This window comes from Pseudomonas paraglycinae, from assembly GCF_021601625.1.
Classification (GTDB): Bacteria; Pseudomonadota; Gammaproteobacteria; order Pseudomonadales; family Pseudomonadaceae; genus Aquipseudomonas; species Aquipseudomonas paraglycinae.
Genome location: NZ_BQHR01000021.1, coordinates 20,941 through 36,634 on the forward strand (window position 1 = coordinate 20,941; position 15,694 = coordinate 36,634).

Genomic DNA, 15,694 nt, shown 5'->3' on the forward strand with positions numbered 1-15,694 from the left:
CGGAATGACCGCAAGTCCCCCAAGCGGGGCTTGCACAGGAGGTTTGCAATGGGCGCTATCTTGAATCTGGTCGAACGTAATCTGCACGAAGTGCACGTCGACGCCGACCGCATGCTGTTCCACATCCCCAGCAGTTCGCTGTTCGCCAGCGATGAACTGACCGGGACTATCATTGATGCGTTGCGCGGCCCCGGTTGCTCCTCGGAAGACCTGATCCAGCGCCTCGGCGCGCGGTTCAACGGCGAGGAAATCAACGAGACCCTGCGCGAGCTGATTTCGCTGGAACTGGTCAGCGACGGCTCGCCGCTGACGCCGGACATCGCGGTCAAACGTGTCGAGCGCACGGCGATCAACACCGTGGTGCTCAACGTCAACACCGGCTGCAACCTGAGCTGCACCTACTGCTACAAGGAAGACCTCGACAAGCCGTCCGCCGGCAAGAAGATGGACGTCGAAACCGCCATCGCCTCGGTGGAAATGTTGCTGCGTGAGTCCCCCGACGAAGAGCGGTTCACCGTGGTGTTTTTCGGCGGCGAGCCGCTGAGCAATCGCAAGCTGATCGAGTACATGGTCGATTACTGCGAAAAGCGGTTTGCCGAGGCCGGCAAGTTCGTCGAGTTCGTGATGACCACCAATGCCACGCTGCTCACCGAAGAAACCGTGGACTACCTGAATGCCCACCGCTTCGGCTTGTCAGTGAGCATCGACGGACCGAAAACCGTGCACGACCGCAATCGCATCACCGTGGGCGGGCAGGGCACCTATGACGTGGTGCGGCGCAAGGCTGAAATGCTGCTTTCGCGTTACAACAGCCGTCCGGTCGGTGCGCGGGTGACCCTGACCACGGGCGTCACCGACGTTGAAACCATTTGGGATCACCTGTTCAACGAGTTGGGGTTTGCCGAGGTCGGATTTGCTCCGGTGACCTCCGGCGATATCAGCAGCTTCAACCTGACCACTGACGAATTGATCGAAGTCTTTGCCAGCATGAAACGCCTCGGTCGGCGTTATCTGGAGGCTGCGCTGGAGCACCGCAACATTGGTTTTTCCAACCTGCATCAGTTGATCACCGATATCCACGAAGGCCACAAAAAAGCCCTGCCGTGCGGTGCCGGATTGAAGATGCTGGCGGTCGATCACAAGGGCGAACTCAACCTGTGCCATCGCTTCACCGGCTCGTCGCTGCCGACCTTTGGCAACGTCCACAGCGGCGTTAAGCAGGTTGAGTTGAACGACTTCCTGTCCCAGCGCCTGGATCGCACCAACACCGGTTGCCATGACTGTCAGATCCGCAACCTGTGCTCCGGCGGCTGCTACCACGAGAGTTATGCCCGCTACGGCGATCCGGCGCACCCGACTTATCACTACTGCGAACTGATGCGTGACTGGGTCGACTTCGGCATTGAAGTCTACACCCGGATCATGGCCAACAACCCTGCGTTCATCAGCAGCTACATCACTCCGCGCAAGGCTCACTGATATGAAACATCTCAAGGCAATCAATAACAAAGCGTTGAAGCTGGATCAGGCCGCGGACGAGAACCGCATCGAAGAAGTGGTGGCGATGAGCTCCGTCGCCGGCTGTGCCTCGACCACCGACCCGGGTTGGGAAATCGATGCGTTCGGCGGGGTGTCGTCGCTGTGCCAGCCGATGGAGGCTGACCTCTACGGCTGCTCCGATCCGTGCTGGTGGCCGGCTCAGGTGCCGGACATGATGAGCACCTACCCGGACTGGAACAAGGATGCCCAGGCGTCCAACGACAACTGGCGCAACCTCGGCACTGTCTTCCCGAAAGACAAGTGATCGCTAAGAAGAAGGATTCCAGCATGCCTAGCCTCAACAAAGCCTGCGGCCTTGCCGCACTCGCGGTTCTGAGCGCCTGTTCGCTCCCGGTTCTGGCCGATGAGAACACCGCGCTACAAGACGGTCACGAGTACATGTTGACCACTAACTATCCGAACAACCTGCACGTCATCGACCTGGCGACCGACAGCCTGTACAAGACCTGCAAGATGCCTGACGCCTTTGGCCCCGGCACCGTGCAGCTGTCGCCGGATCGGAAGACCGCGTACGTGCTGAACAACCATTACGCTGATGTCTACGGTGTCGAACTGGACAGTTGCAAGCAGGTGTTCCACGCCAGCATCACCCAGCAGCCGGGGGAGAAAGCGCGGTCAATGTTCGCCTTTACCGTCAGCCATGACGGCAAGGAGCTGTACACCATCGCCAACCCGACCCAGATGCTCAACGACCGCTACGAGGTCAAACAACCGCGTCTGGATGTCTACGCCACCGACGCCGGGATGGACGCCAAACCGGTGCGCAGCTTCCCGGCGCCACGGCAGTTGACGATCATGCAGAGCGGCGATGACGGCACGCTCTATGTGGCTGGCGCTGATGTGTACAAGGTCGATGTGAAGAGCGGCAAGTTCGACGTGCTGATCCCCAGCCGTCACTGGAAACGCCCGAACTACAGCGCGCCGGACGTGCTTTACGTGTGGAACCAGCAGACTTACCGCCACGATTTCTCGCTGCTGTACACCGCCGCCAGGTTCAAGGACAAGAAGCAGGACCCGGCCACCGCTGAATACCTGTACGGCTTGTTCAGCGTCGATCTGAAAACCGGCAAGACCGAAACCACCGATTTCGGCCCGCTGACCGAGATCTACTTCAGCGGTATGCGCTCGCCCAAGGATCCGAACCTGATGTTCGGCGTGCTCAATCGTCTGGCCAAGTACGATATCAAGCAGAAAAAGCTGATACAGGCGGCGACACTGGACCATTCCTACTACTGCATTTCGTTCAACAAGGACGGGAGCAAGATTTACCTGGCCGGGACCTTCAACGACGTGGCGATCTTTGACGCCGAGACCATGAAACAGACCGGCAGCATCAAATTGCCGGGTGGGGATATGGCGATTACCACGGCGCAGATTTTTGTTCGGTAATTAGCGGCGTCAGGGATGACGCCTTCGCGAGCAGGCCCGCTCCCACATTTGAAATGCGGTTCAAATGTGGGAGCGGGCCTGCTCGCGAAGGGGCTCTCTAAACCGCCCCGAAAATCAGGCCCCGGGCACTGGGCAGCTCATGTCACCTTCTTCGCATTTCAAATACTGTTTGAGCGCCTCGGTTCGCGTTTTTGTCACCGAGGCGATGCAATTGTTGTAGATCAACGGATAAACACTCCCGCCTGCCACGCCGGATGCCGAAAACTTGCACTCGGCATCGCGAAAGCCGATCCATGCCCGTTGCGCGCTCACCAGCAGTTTCTTGCCATCAGGGTTGTCCTTCAACCGGGCGGTAATCTGCTGATAAACCGTGTTCAACTCCTTGTCCGCCGCCTTGTTTTCCTGCGCAGCGCACTGATTCATCGTCGCCTGATCGCTGGCATTGGCGCAGTCCACGGCAGCGTGAGCAACAGCAGTGAAAAGAAAGGGTGTCAGGGCCAGAAGCAGGCGTGGGGACATGAGTCATCTCGCTTTGGTGAATGAACGTGCCGGGCAGTTTAGCGACTTCGTGGCGCCATCAGGATTTATGCTGCCTCGATGCGTTGAGCAACCGCTCCGCTGTCGCGGCAATTTCCTCTCCGTCATGCAGTTTTTCCAGCCACCCTGACGGTATTCCCTGCACGCCGTAATAGGCGCCGGCCAACTGGCCGACGATGGCGGCCGTGGTGTCCGCGTCATCGCCCAGATTCGCCGCTTGCAGGACGGCTGCGGCAAAGCTGTCGGTGTGCTGGAAGCACCATAACGCCGCTTCCAGGGATCCGACGCAGTAACCACTGCCGCGAATGTCGCGCTCGGTCTTGTGCAGGTACTCGCCCCGGGCAATCGCCGCCACCTTGGGCTGACTGAAGGCTGTTTGCGGCAGGGTGCGCAGTTGCGCTTTCGATGCGCCTTCCAGAGCCTTGCCAAGCAGTTCGGCAAACAGCTGGCAACATTCGATGGCCTCGGGCGCCGCGTGCGTGGTGCGTGAACTGTCGGCGGCGAATCGCCTGGTTTTCCGGGCATCGGGGAAATAAAACAGCACCACGGGCACCAGTCGCATCAACGAGCCGTTCCCGGCGCTGTAGGGATCGGTGGAGCCGGCAAACGCCTCTCCGGTGTGTTGATAGCGATCCAGCGCCTGACTCACGGTCATGCCAATATCAAAACATTCGCCGGTCGAACTCAGATAGCCCCATTGCCACCAGTTCAGATAGCGGCCCATCTGGTCAGCGGCATCGAAGCCGTTTTTGTTCAGCAGACTTTCCGCCAGGCACAACGCCATCGAGGTGTCGTCGGTCCATTGGCCGGGCTTCAGGTGAAACGGCCCGCCACCGACCATGTCGGTCAGGGGCTGGAAGCTGCCGCGCGGCTGGAATTCGACGGTGGTTCCCACGGCATCGCCGCAGGCCAGGCCGAGGAGGGCGCCACGGTAACGTTCGGGGAGAGAAGGCTGCATGATGACGTCCTTGTGTCGTTCAGTTCGCTGCGAACGTTATCAGTTTCGCAGCGCTGATCCGTGCGCATTCTGACGAACCGGCGCCGCAAAATACTGCCGGATATTTCAATCAGACCTGACCGTTGCACCGGATTGATACAACTTCGGATTGGACATGTGGTCATACAAGCCTACTGTTCAAAACAGGAGGTGACGTATGAAACCAGTACCCAACAGCTTTGAACGTAAAATCATGCTCAGGTCGCCGCGCTCCCATGTCTGGCGCGCCCTGGTCGATGCCGAAGCGTTCGGCCAGTGGTTCGGCGTTGCGCTGGAGGGCCGGCGGTTTATCGCCGGCGAATGGACGCAGGGGCAGGTCACATACCCCGGTTATGAACATGTGCTCTGGAACGTGCTGGTGGAGCGGGTCGAGCCGCAGCAACTGTTCTCCTTCCGCTGGCATCCCTATGCGGTAAATCCGAAAATCGACTACTCGCAGGAACCGACCACCCTGGTCAGATTCGAACTGCAGGACTACGAGAACGGCACGCTGCTGAAAGTCTCCGAGTCAGGTTTTGCACACATTCCCGACGTGCGTCAGAAAGAGGCGTACTACATGGACAGTCGGGGCTGGGAGGAACAGTTGAGTCGACTTGAGCACTTCCTCGCGGAGAGTGACCGGGCCCGCGAGCGTGAAGGTGGCTGATCCCGACCTGTTCACGCCGTGGCTGGAACGCTGGGCGCTGGCGCCGGACGGCGAGCCGATCATCACCCCGGGCAGCCGCCTGTTGCCGGTGCGTCAGGACGATACTCCGGCGATGCTGAAAGTCGCGGTGGACGACGAAGAAAAATACGGCAACCTGCTGATGACCTGGTGGGACGGCGACGGCGCCGCCCGGGTGCTCGCCCATCACGACGAAGGCCTGTTGCTGGAGCGGGCGATGGGCCAGCGCTCGCTGATGCACATGGCGCTCAACGGCGAGGACGACGAGTCCACGCGGATCATGTGCCGAGCGCTGGCGCGCCTACACGCACCGCGACCAACGCCGCCACCGCCGTTAGTGGAACTGACGCCTTGGTTCGCTTCATTACGAGTGGCCGCAGCCCGATACGGCGGCCCATATGCCGATTGCCTGCAAACCGCCCAGGCCTTGCTTGCCGAACCGCAGGATGTGGTGGTGTTGCACGGCGACATGCACCACGACAACGTCCTCGATTTCGGCCCACGGGGCTGGCTGGCCATCGACCCCAAGCGGGTGCAGGGCGAGCGCGGTTATGACTATGCCAACCTGATCTGCAACCCGGAATTGCCCACCGCCACCGACCCCGAGCGCTTTCGGAGACAAGTCGACGTGATCTGCGAAGCAGCGGGAATCGAGCGAAAACGCCTGCTGCAATGGGTACTGGCGTTCGCCGGACTGTCTGCCGCATGGTTTCTGGAGGATGACGAGCAAACTGCGGCAAAAGGGCAGCTGAAAGTCGCAGCTGGCGGCTTCTGCGCTCGATGCCTGACACGTCTAAGGGTTTTCGGAAGGCCCGCTATAGCGAATGTCTTACACGCGATGGTAGCTATTTCGACTATTGCCGATTGGATCCACAGCGTAATCTAGCCTCATCAACTGAAGCACAGGGAGTGTTTCAGGATCACGGATGATCGACCATTAGCAAGGATCGCTGCCGACAGGGAGTCGATAATGGTCTTGGGAAAAACCCGCTTCGGCGGGTTTTTTTTCGTCCACAGGAAAGTGCCGTGCCCAAACAGAAACACCGCCAATTGGCGGTGTTTCTGCATCTGCAGGTTTTACGAGGCGATCAACTGGCGCAACACGTAATGCAGGATCCCGCCGGACTTGAAGTACTCCACCTCGTTCAGGGTGTCGATGCGACACAGCACTTCGATTTTCTCCTGACGCCCGTCTTCACGGGTGATAACCAGGGTCAGGTTCATCCGTGGCGTCAACTCGACACCGCTCAGCCCCTGAATATCCAGGGTTTCCTTGCCGGTAAGGTTCAGGCTTTTGCGGTTCTGATCCAGCTTGAACTGCAACGGCAGCACGCCCATGCCCACCAGGTTGGAACGGTGAATCCGCTCGAAGCTTTCGGCGATCACCGCTTTCACCCCCAGCAGATTGGTGCCCTTGGCCGCCCAGTCGCGGCTGGAACCGGTGCCGTATTCTTGCCCGGCAATCACCACCAGCGGCGTGCCTGAGGCCTGATAACGCATGGCCGCGTCGTAGATCGCCAGTTTCTCGCCGGTCGGAATGTAGATCGTGTTGCCACCTTCTTCGCCGCCGAGCATTTCGTTGCGGATACGGATGTTGGCGAAGGTGCCGCGCATCATCACTTCGTGGTTGCCCCGGCGCGAACCGTAGGAGTTGAAGTCCCGTGGCTCGACGCCTTGTTCGCGCAGGTAACGCCCGGCCGGGCTGTCTGCCTTGATGTTGCCGGCGGGGGAGATGTGGTCGGTGGTCACCGAATCGCCCAACAGCGCCAGCACTCGCGCACCTTTCACATCGGCGATCACCGGCAATGGCCCGGCAATGTCGTCGAAGAACGGCGGGTGCTGGATGTAAGTCGAATCCGCCTGCCAGACGTAGGTCGCGGCTTGCGGCACTTCGATGGCTTGCCACTGTTCGTCACCGGCGAACACTTCGGCGTATTCCTTGTGGAACATTGCGGTGTTGACCTGATTCACCGCGTCGGCGATTTCCTTGCTGCTCGGCCAGATGTCACGCAGGTAAACCGGATTGCCCTGCTGGTCATTGCCCAGCGGTTCGCTGCTGATGTCGGTGCGCACACTGCCCGCCAAGGCGTAAGCGACCACCAGCGGCGGCGAGGCCAGCCAGTTGGTTTTTACCAGCGGATGCACCCGACCTTCGAAGTTGCGGTTGCCGGACAGCACCGAAGCCACGGTCAGGTCGGCTTTCTGGATGGCTTTTTCGATCGGTTCCGGCAGCGGCCCGGAGTTGCCGATACAAGTGGTGCAGCCATAGCCCACCAGCGAAAAACCGAGCTGATCGAGGTACTGCGTCAGCCCAGCGGCTTTGTAGTAATCGGTGACGACTTTCGAACCCGGTGCCAGTGAGCTCTTCACCCACGGCTTGCGGGTCAGGCCTTTTTCCACGGCTTTTTTCGCCAGCAGGCCGGCAGCCATCATCACGCTGGGGTTGGAGGTGTTGGTGCAGGAGGTGATCGCGGCAATCACCACGGCGCCGTTTTTCAGGCGATAGGTGTGGCCGTCGTACTCGTAGTCCGTTTCGCCGACCAGATCGGCATTGCCCACCGCCACGCCACCGCCGCCTTCGCTTTCCAGGCGTCCTTCTTCCTTGCTGGTAGGTTTGAATTGCAAGTCGAGGAAGTCACTGAACGCCTGACCGACATTCGGCAGCGAGACACGGTCTTGCGGACGTTTAGGCCCGGCGAGGCTGGCTTCGACGCTGCCCATGTCCAGCGCCAGGCTATCGGTGAACACCGGTTCCTGACCGGGCAGGCGCCACAGGCCCTGAGCCTTGGTGTAGGCCTCGACCAGTTTCACCACTTCAGGCGGACGGCCGGACAGGCGCAGGTAGTCGAGGGTCACGTCATCGACCGGGAAGAATCCGCAGGTCGCGCCATATTCCGGAGCCATGTTCGCGATGGTTGCGCGGTCGGCGAGCGGCAGGTCGGCGAGGCCGTCGCCATAGAACTCGACGAATTTGCCGACCACGCCTTTCTTGCGCAGCATCTGGGTCACGGTCAGCACCAGGTCGGTGGCGGTGATGCCTTCCTTGAGCTTGCCGGTGAGTTTGAAGCCGATCACTTCGGGAATCAGCATCGACACCGGTTGCCCGAGCATCGCCGCTTCCGCCTCGATCCCGCCGACGCCCCAACCGAGTACGCCGAGGCCGTTGATCATGGTGGTGTGAGAGTCGGTGCCGACCAGCGTGTCGGGGAAGGCATAAGTGCGGCCGTCTTCGTCCTTGGTCCATACGGTGCGGCCGAGGTATTCGAGGTTGACCTGGTGGCAGATCCCGGTACCTGGCGGCACCACACTGAAGTTGTCGAAGGCGCTCTGGCCCCAGCGCAGGAAGGCATAGCGTTCGCCGTTGCGCTGCATTTCGATGTCGACGTTCTGTTCGAAGGCGCTGGCGCTGGCGAACTTGTCGACCATCACCGAGTGGTCGATCACCAGATCCACCGGCGACAGTGGGTTGATTCGTTGCGGATCACCGCCGGCCTTGGCCATGGCGGCGCGCATGGCGGCCAGATCGACGACCGCCGGTACGCCGGTAAAGTCCTGCATCAGCACGCGGGCAGGGCGGTACTGGATTTCCCGGTCGGAGCGACGTTCCTTGAGCCACGCAGCAATGGCCTTGAGGTCGGCGCCGGTGACGGTTTTTTCATCTTCCCAGCGCAGCAGGTTTTCCAGCAGGACTTTCAGCGACATCGGCAACCTGTCGAGATCGCCCAAGGTCTTGGCGGCATCCGGCAGGCTGAAATAGTGGTAAGTCTTGTCATCGACTTTCAGGGTTTTCAGTGAATTCAGACTATCGAGGGACGGCATTACGATCACTCCTTTGAGTCCGCACGGCTACGGACTGAGGGGACGGGCAGAGCTATCAACGTAGCCCTGTTTTCAGTAGCTGGCTAATAACTGGACTCTATGGGCAAGTCCAAGGTTCCGACATGGGCTATCATGCGCCGGTTTTCGTGACAGGCTTTGCTTCAACGCAGGTCTGGGCATCGCGCAGGGGATGAATGATCGCCCTCTGCCCAGGAGTAAGAATGAACACCCTATTCATGCATTGCCGGCCAGGCTTCGAAGGCGAAGTCTGCTCGGAGATTTCCGACCTCGCCGCCCGACTGAACGTGGCCGGCTACGCCAAGGCCAAACCAGCCACCGCTTGCGCCGAGTTTGTCTGCACCGAAGAAGACGGCGCCGAACGCCTGATGCGCGGTCAGCGTTTCGCCGAGCTGATCTTCCCGCGCCAGTGGGCGCGCGGTTTTTTCATCGATCTGCCGGAAACCGACCGCATCAGCGTGATCCTCGCGCACATGGCGGAATTCCCGGTCTGTGGCAGCCTGTGGCTGGAAGTCGTCGACACCAACGATGGCAAGGAGCTGTCGAACTTCTGCAAGAAGTTCGAAGGCCCGCTGCGCAAGGCCCTGACCGGCGCCGGCAAACTGGTGGAGGACGCCAGCAAGCCGCGTCTGCTGCTGACCTTCAAGAGCGGCCGTGAAGTGTTTCTAGGTCTGGCCGATGCCGGTAACTCGGCGATGTGGCCGATGGGCATTCCACGTCTGAAGTTCCCTCGTGAGGCGCCGAGCCGTTCGACCCTGAAGCTGGAAGAGGCCTGGCACCACTTCATCCCGCGCGATCAGTGGGAAGATCGCCTGCACAGCGACATGACCGGCGTCGACCTCGGCGCGGCGCCGGGCGGCTGGACCTGGCAACTGGTCAATCGCGGCATGCTGGTGACCGCCATCGACAACGGCCCGATGGCCGAAAGCCTGATGGACACCGGTCTGGTGCAGCACTTGATGGCCGACGGTTTTACCTTCAAACCTAAGCAACCGGTGGACTGGATGGTCTGCGACATCGTCGAGAAGCCGGCGCGCAATGCCGCGATGCTCGAAGAGTGGATCGGCGAGGGGCATTGCCGGGAAGCGGTGGTCAACCTCAAGTTGCCGATGAAGCAGCGTTACGCTGAAGTGAAGCGCCTGCTCGAACGCATCGCCGACGGTTTCAAGGCCCGCGGGATCAAGGTCGACATCGGCTGCAAGCAGCTTTACCACGACCGCGAGGAAGTGACCTGCCATTTGCGCCGCCATGACGTGAAGAAAGCCAAAGCCCGCTGAGCGCGCGACAGGTGACCGAACACCCGGCATTGGGCGACAATGCCGGCCAGTTTCAGGAGTGAATCATGAGTGAAATGATCAATACGCCGGTCGACGGCACCCTCGACGCTACGGGCCTCAACTGCCCGGAGCCGGTGATGATGCTGCACCAGCACATCCGTGACCTGGTGCCCGGCGGCCTGCTCAAGGTGATCGCCACCGACCCGTCGACCCGTCGCGACATCCCCAAGTTCTGCGTGTTTCTCGACCATGAACTGGTGGGGCAGCACGAAGAAGCCGGGACCTATCTGTACTGGATTCGCAAGAAGTCCGGTTGATCGGAAGGCAAAAAAAAGACCTGCATGTGCAGGTCTTTTTTTATGGCCGGTCAGCCCATCGAACGGCTGATGCGAATGCGTTTGCGTGCACTGCGCGTCAGGCGGATCGACAGCATCAGCGCCGCGCAGCTCAGGCCGACGATCAGGCCTTCCCACAAGCCGCTCGGGCCGCGTGGCTCGCCGAGCCAGTCGGTCAGGCCGAGGGCGTAACCTACCGGCAGGCCGATGCCCCAATAGGCGAACAGGGTCAGGATCATCGTCACGCGAGTGTCCTGATATCCGCGCAACGCACCGGCGGCAGTAACCTGAATCGCGTCGGAAAACTGGAACAGCGCCGAATACACGATCAGCATCGCCGCGATGTGAATCACCATCGGATCCGACGTGTAGATCGCCGCAATGTGTTCGCGCATCAGCAGCATCATGCTCGCCGACAGGCAGGCGTAGGCCAGCGCGGTGCCCATGCCGACACCTGCGGCGAAACGTGCTTCACGGGGTTCTTCACGGCCCAGAGCCTGGCCGACGCGCACGGTCACGGCCATGCCCAGCGAATACGGAATCATGAACACCAGCGAGCTGACGTTCAGCGCGATCTGGTGCCCGGCCACCACGGTGGCGCCGAGGCTGCCGATCAGCAGCGCGATCACCGCGAAAATGCTCGACTCGGCAAACACCGCGATGCCGATCGGCAGACCGATGGCCAGCAAACGCTTGATCACCGCCCATTGCGGCCAGTCGAAACGGCTGAACAGTTCGCTCGACTTGTAGGCCGGCGCCCAGCGCTCGTAACCGGCCAGACCCAGCGCCATCACCCACATCACGATGGCCGTGGCCCAGCCGCAACCGACGCCGCCCATGGCCGGAACGCCGAAGTGACCATAAATGAACACGTAGTTGAGCGGAATGTTCAGCGCCAGCCCACACAGGCCCAGCACCATCGCCGGCCGCGTGCGGCCGAGGCCATCACTGGTGCAGCGCAGCACATGGTAGAAGGCAACGGCTGGCAGACCGCTGGCGATGCCGTGCAGGTACTGCATGCACGGGCCGATCAGCTCCGGATCGACTTTCATCAGGTGCAGGATCGGTTCCGCGCTGAACAGCATGGTGGTCGCCATCAGTCCGACTACCAGAGCCAGCCACAGGGCCTGACGCACGATCGGGCCGATTTCGCTGTGAGTGCCGGCGCCGAAGCGCTGAGCGACTTTCGGCGTGGTGGCCAACAGGGTGCCGGTCATCAGCAGGAACACCGGCACCCAGATCGAGTTGCCCAGCGCCACGGCCGCGAGATCCTTCGGCCCGACGCGCCCGGCCATCACCGCATCGACGAAGCCCATGGCGGTGGTCGCCAGTTGCGCGATCATGATCGGCAGGGCCAGGCCGAGCAGATTCTTCAGCTCCAGGCGAACCCGGGCAGGGCGGTTGAGGGAAACGGCAGCGGGGCGGTCGGTCACGGAATTCACAGGCAAAGCGTCCACAGGGGTTGATGCGCAAGGCCGGGCATTCTACGCCGCTGACGTTGTGGTCAGGAAAAATCCTCTGTTGCGGATTTGTAATCGCCTTCGACCGATCAAGAAAGAACAGCCTGCTGGCTCATCGCAGTCCCAGCGCCTACACTGCCGATCCGCCCAAGGAGCCCCGCCATGCTGATTGTTGCCGACGAAAATATCCCGCTGCTCGATGCCTTTTTTGCCGGTTTCGGTGAGATTCGCCGGGTACCGGGCCGTTCCATCGACCGGGCCACGGTCGAACAGGCCGATGTATTGCTGGTGCGCTCGGTGACCAACGTCAACCGCGCACTGCTTGAAGGCAGCAAGGTGCGTTTTGTCGGCACCTGCACCATCGGCACCGATCATCTGGATCTCGATTACTTCAATGAGGCCGGGATCACCTGGTCCAGCGCGCCCGGCTGCAATGCCCGGGGCGTGGTCGATTACGTGCTCGGCAGCCTGATGACCCTGGCTGAAATCGAAGGCGTCGATTTGCGTGAACGTACTTACGGTGTGATCGGCGCCGGTGAAGTCGGGGGGCGCCTGATCAAGGTGCTCAAAGGCCTGGGCTGGAACGTGAAAGTCTGTGACCCGCCGCGTCAGGCGGCCGAGGGCGGCGACTATGTCAGCCTGGAGCAGATCATCGCGCAGTGCGACGTGATCAGCCTGCACACCCCGCTGACCCGCAGCGGCGACGGGGCGACCTGGCATTTGTTCGACGAGCAGCGTTTGCAGCAGCTCAAGCCCGGCGCCTGGCTGATCAACGCGGCTCGCGGTCCGGTGGTGGATAACTCCGCGCTGCGCGAAGTGCTGCTGGAGCGTGAAGACTTGCAAGCGGTGCTCGATGTCTGGGAAGCCGAGCCGCAAGTCGATGTCGCGCTGGCCGAACTCTGCGTGCTGGCAACGCCGCACATTGCCGGTTACAGCCTCGACGGCAAACAGCGCGGCACCGCGCAGATCTATCAGGCGTACTGCGAATTTATCGGTGAGCCCGCCAGCATTCAGCTCGGTGATCTGCTGCCGGCACCATGGTTGTCGGAAGTTTCCCTGCATGCCGACAGCGATCCGGCCTGGGCGCTGGCGATGTTGTGCCGTGGCGTGTACGACCCGCGCCGGGACGATGCGGATTTCCGTCGCACGCTGCTGGGCAGCGTCGGTGAGCAACGTGCCGCGTTTGATTTGCTGCGCAAACAGTATCCGTCGCGACGCGAGATCGAAGGTTTGAAAGTGCGGATCGACGGTGATTCGCCGGCCTTGCGCCAGATCGTGACCGCGTTGGGCGCTGTGGCCGTATAAACAGCGGGCAGAAAAAACCCGGCCTGCAGGGGCCGGGTCAGGAAGACGGTGGCGATATCACTCTTGTTCGGCAGGCTTGACCAATCGCTTCTCCAGTTCGCGGCAGGCGTCCTGGATCATGTCTTCAGTGATTGGCACTTCGCGCCCATCCTTATCGATGATCGAGCAACCCAGAGGTTGGCCGGGCTTGGTGCGGATCACTTCAATTTTGTCATCGCTGCTGTTTTGCAAGGACATGGCCTGTCTCCTCATCAGGTTGTGTGCCTAGATTAAAACCGTCAGGTGACCAGGCTGTGACAACTCCCTGCGGTCGGTCCGGAACGGCATCTCCACTCAAACAGAAATGACCGTCTGTCTCAACCCGGACCTTAGACCAATAGCATCTAGGGAGTAGTCGGACCGGTCATATTTAACCTGACTCATTGTGATTTACAGAGTTCCACCCCATTTGAGTCTGTAGGCTGGCCCTATCCATCAGCACACGACGTGAATCTGAATGATCCCGATGCTTTCCTCGCGCCACCGCCGGGCCTTGCGCCTGACCAGTCATTTCCTTGCTCCCTATCGCTGGCCGGCCTTCGGCGCACTGCTCGCGCTGATCGTCACGGCCGGCATTACCCTGTCGATGGGGCAGGGCATCAAGTTGCTGGTCGATCGAGGGTTTATGACCCAGTCGCCGCACCTGCTCAATCAATCCATAGGCCTGTTCATGCTGTTGGTATTCGGCCTGGCGGTCGGCACGTTTGCGCGGTTTTATCTGGTGTCGTGGATCGGTGAGCGCGTGGTGGCGGACATCCGTCGACAGGTATTCAACCATCTGGTGTACCTGCATCCCGGGTTTTACGAGGACAACCGCAGTTCGGAAATCCAGTCGCGGCTGACCGCTGACACCACGCTGCTGCAATCGGTGATCGGCTCGTCGCTGTCGCTGTTCCTGCGCAATTTGCTGATGGTCATCGGCGGTGTGGTGCTGCTGTTCATCACCAACCCCAAGCTCACCAGCATCGTGGTGATCGCACTGCCGCTGGTGATTGCGCCGATCCTGATTTTCGGCCGCCGCGTGCGTAACCTCTCCCGGCTGAGTCAGGACCGGATCGCCGACATTGGCAGCTATGTTTCGGAGACTCTTGGCCAGATCAAGACCGTACAGGCCTACAACCATCAGGTGCAGGATGAAGAGCGTTTCGCCAGTACTGTCGAGCAGGCGTTCGAAACCGCGCGCAAACGGATTTTCCAGCGGGCCTGGCTGATCACCCTGGTGATCGTGCTGGTGCTCGGCGCCGTCGCGGTGATGTTGTGGGTCGGCGGCATGGACGTAATTGCGGGGCGGATTTCTGCGGGTGAACTGGCGGCGTTCGTGTTCTACAGCCTGATCGTCGGCAGTGCGTTTGGCACGTTGAGTGAGGTCATCGGTGAATTGCAGCGAGCAGCCGGCGCTGCCGAGCGCATCGCCGAACTGCTGCGTTCGGAGAACATCATCCAGCCCCCGACCACCGGACTAGTGACGTTGCCGGAACGGGTCGAAGGCGAGCTGGAACTGCAGGAAGTGCGTTTTTCCTACCCTTCGCGTCCCGAAAGCCTCGCCGTCGATGGCTTGAGTCTGACGATCAACGCCGGCGAAACTCTCGCGCTCGTAGGGCCCTCCGGCGCGGGCAAGTCCACGGTGTATGACTTGTTGCTGCGTTTCTACGATCCCCGGGAAGGGCAAATCCTTATTGATGGCGTGCCGCTGACGAGCCTTGATCCGCTGGACCTACGTCGTTGCTTCGCGCTGGTCTCGCAAACTCCGGCGCTGTTTTTCGGCAGTGTCGAAGAGAACATTCGCTACGGCTGCCCGACCGCCACGCTGGAGCAGGTGCGGGAAGCTGCGAAAATTGCCCACGCCCACGACTTCATCGAACAGATGCCCGACGGTTACCAGACCCACCTGGGCGACGGCGGCCTCGGCCTGTCAGGCGGCCAACGCCAGCGCCTGGCCATCGCCCGGGCGCTGTTGGTGGATGCACCGATCCTGTTGCTTGACGAAGCCACCAGCGCCCTCGACGCCCAGAGCGAACACCTGATCCAGCAAGCGCTGCCGAGCCTGATGCAAAACCGCACCACACTGGTGATCGCCCACCGGTTGGCCACGGTGAAAAACGCCGACCGGATCGCGGTGATGGATCAGGGCAAACTGGTTGCGATCGGCACGCATCAGGAGCTGATTGCGAGTAATCCGTTGTATGCGCGGTTGGCGGCGTTGCAGTTCAGTGATGGTCATCAGGCTTCGACCGACCAAGTAACCGACTAAGTAACCGACCCAGTAGAGCGCCATAAAAAATGCCCGCATCTCT

The 15,694-nt window shown here is 60.9% G+C and carries 14 protein-coding genes; 9 read left to right on the forward strand and 5 right to left on the reverse strand.

Annotated elements, in window-relative coordinates; translation table 11 throughout:
- Nucleotides 1-48 precede the first annotated feature (48 nt).
- Genes peaB through peaD form a run of 3 tightly spaced genes read left to right on the forward strand, consistent with a single transcriptional unit; the run spans nucleotide 49 to nucleotide 2,949 of the window.
- Nucleotides 49-1,479 carry a quinohemoprotein amine dehydrogenase maturation protein gene (gene peaB, locus L6D82_RS24860; protein WP_085608195.1) on the forward strand — a complete coding sequence of 477 codons (1,431 nt, stop codon included), beginning with the start codon at nucleotides 49-51 and terminating at the stop codon, nucleotides 1,477-1,479.
- Between the two features lies 1 nt (nucleotide 1,480).
- Nucleotides 1,481-1,804 (forward strand): quinohemoprotein amine dehydrogenase subunit gamma, encoded by a 324-nt coding sequence (qhpC, locus tag L6D82_RS24865; protein ID WP_008016081.1) that lies wholly within the window; start codon nucleotides 1,481-1,483, stop codon nucleotides 1,802-1,804.
- Between the two features lie 23 nt (nucleotides 1,805-1,827).
- Nucleotides 1,828-2,949: a quinohemoprotein amine dehydrogenase subunit beta gene (peaD, locus tag L6D82_RS24870; RefSeq protein WP_102718163.1), complete on the forward strand. Its 1,122-nt coding sequence runs from the start codon at nucleotides 1,828-1,830 to the stop codon at nucleotides 2,947-2,949.
- A gap of 114 nt (nucleotides 2,950-3,063) precedes the next feature.
- Here peaD and L6D82_RS24875 read toward each other — a convergent pair whose 3' ends face one another.
- Together L6D82_RS24875 and L6D82_RS24880 are read right to left on the reverse strand one after the other, a co-directional pair.
- Nucleotides 3,064-3,468, reverse strand: a complete 405-nt coding sequence (locus L6D82_RS24875; RefSeq protein ID WP_236191856.1) for a lysozyme inhibitor LprI family protein — start codon at nucleotides 3,466-3,468, stop codon at nucleotides 3,064-3,066.
- Between the two features lie 58 nt (nucleotides 3,469-3,526).
- Entirely contained in the window at nucleotides 3,527-4,444 is a 918-nt protein-coding gene (locus tag L6D82_RS24880; protein WP_236191857.1) for an ADP-ribosylglycohydrolase family protein, read from the reverse strand.
- Nucleotides 4,445-4,640: 196 nt separating this feature from the next.
- On the opposite strand from L6D82_RS24880, the gene L6D82_RS24885 reads away from it, so the two are divergent.
- Both L6D82_RS24885 and L6D82_RS24890 read left to right on the forward strand, forming a co-directional pair.
- Nucleotides 4,641-5,129: an SRPBCC family protein gene (locus tag L6D82_RS24885; RefSeq protein WP_039772808.1), complete on the forward strand. Its 489-nt coding sequence runs from the start codon at nucleotides 4,641-4,643 to the stop codon at nucleotides 5,127-5,129.
- Nucleotides 5,130-5,136: 7 nt separating this feature from the next.
- On the forward strand, nucleotides 5,137-6,033 hold the full coding sequence (locus L6D82_RS24890; protein ID WP_236191886.1) for an aminoglycoside phosphotransferase family protein: 897 nt from the start codon (nucleotides 5,137-5,139) through the stop codon (nucleotides 6,031-6,033).
- A gap of 191 nt (nucleotides 6,034-6,224) precedes the next feature.
- Here L6D82_RS24890 and acnA read toward each other — a convergent pair whose 3' ends face one another.
- Nucleotides 6,225-8,966 carry an aconitate hydratase AcnA gene (gene acnA, locus L6D82_RS24895; RefSeq protein ID WP_236191858.1) on the reverse strand — a complete coding sequence of 914 codons (2,742 nt, stop codon included), beginning with the start codon at nucleotides 8,964-8,966 and terminating at the stop codon, nucleotides 6,225-6,227.
- Between the two features lie 221 nt (nucleotides 8,967-9,187).
- On the opposite strand from acnA, the gene rlmM reads away from it, so the two are divergent.
- On the forward strand, nucleotides 9,188-10,261 hold the full coding sequence (gene rlmM / locus L6D82_RS24900; RefSeq protein ID WP_085748336.1) for a 23S rRNA (cytidine(2498)-2'-O)-methyltransferase RlmM: 1,074 nt from the start codon (nucleotides 9,188-9,190) through the stop codon (nucleotides 10,259-10,261).
- A 65-nt stretch (nucleotides 10,262-10,326) separates the two neighbouring features.
- Nucleotides 10,327-10,578 carry a sulfurtransferase TusA gene (tusA, locus tag L6D82_RS24905; protein WP_011335204.1) on the forward strand — a complete coding sequence of 84 codons (252 nt, stop codon included), beginning with the start codon at nucleotides 10,327-10,329 and terminating at the stop codon, nucleotides 10,576-10,578.
- Nucleotides 10,579-10,628: 50 nt separating this feature from the next.
- Here tusA and L6D82_RS24910 read toward each other — a convergent pair whose 3' ends face one another.
- Nucleotides 10,629-12,038 (reverse strand): MATE family efflux transporter, encoded by a 1,410-nt coding sequence (locus L6D82_RS24910; protein WP_007953077.1) that lies wholly within the window; start codon nucleotides 12,036-12,038, stop codon nucleotides 10,629-10,631.
- Nucleotides 12,039-12,218: 180 nt separating this feature from the next.
- Between L6D82_RS24910 and pdxB the strand changes: the two genes are divergently transcribed.
- Entirely contained in the window at nucleotides 12,219-13,361 is a 1,143-nt protein-coding gene (gene pdxB, locus L6D82_RS24915) for a 4-phosphoerythronate dehydrogenase PdxB (protein ID WP_129973223.1), read from the forward strand.
- Nucleotides 13,362-13,418: 57 nt separating this feature from the next.
- On the opposite strand, the gene L6D82_RS24920 is transcribed toward pdxB, so the two are convergent.
- A complete protein-coding gene (locus L6D82_RS24920) occupies nucleotides 13,419-13,598 on the reverse strand; it encodes a PA1571 family protein (RefSeq protein WP_102688099.1) in 180 nt (59 codons plus the stop codon).
- Nucleotides 13,599-13,857: 259 nt separating this feature from the next.
- Between L6D82_RS24920 and L6D82_RS24925 the strand changes: the two genes are divergently transcribed.
- The gene (locus tag L6D82_RS24925; RefSeq protein ID WP_236191859.1) at nucleotides 13,858-15,651 is read left to right on the forward strand and encodes an ABC transporter transmembrane domain-containing protein; all 1,794 of its coding nucleotides are present in this window, start codon (nucleotides 13,858-13,860) and stop codon (nucleotides 15,649-15,651) included.
- The last annotated feature ends 43 nt before the right edge of the window (nucleotides 15,652-15,694 follow it).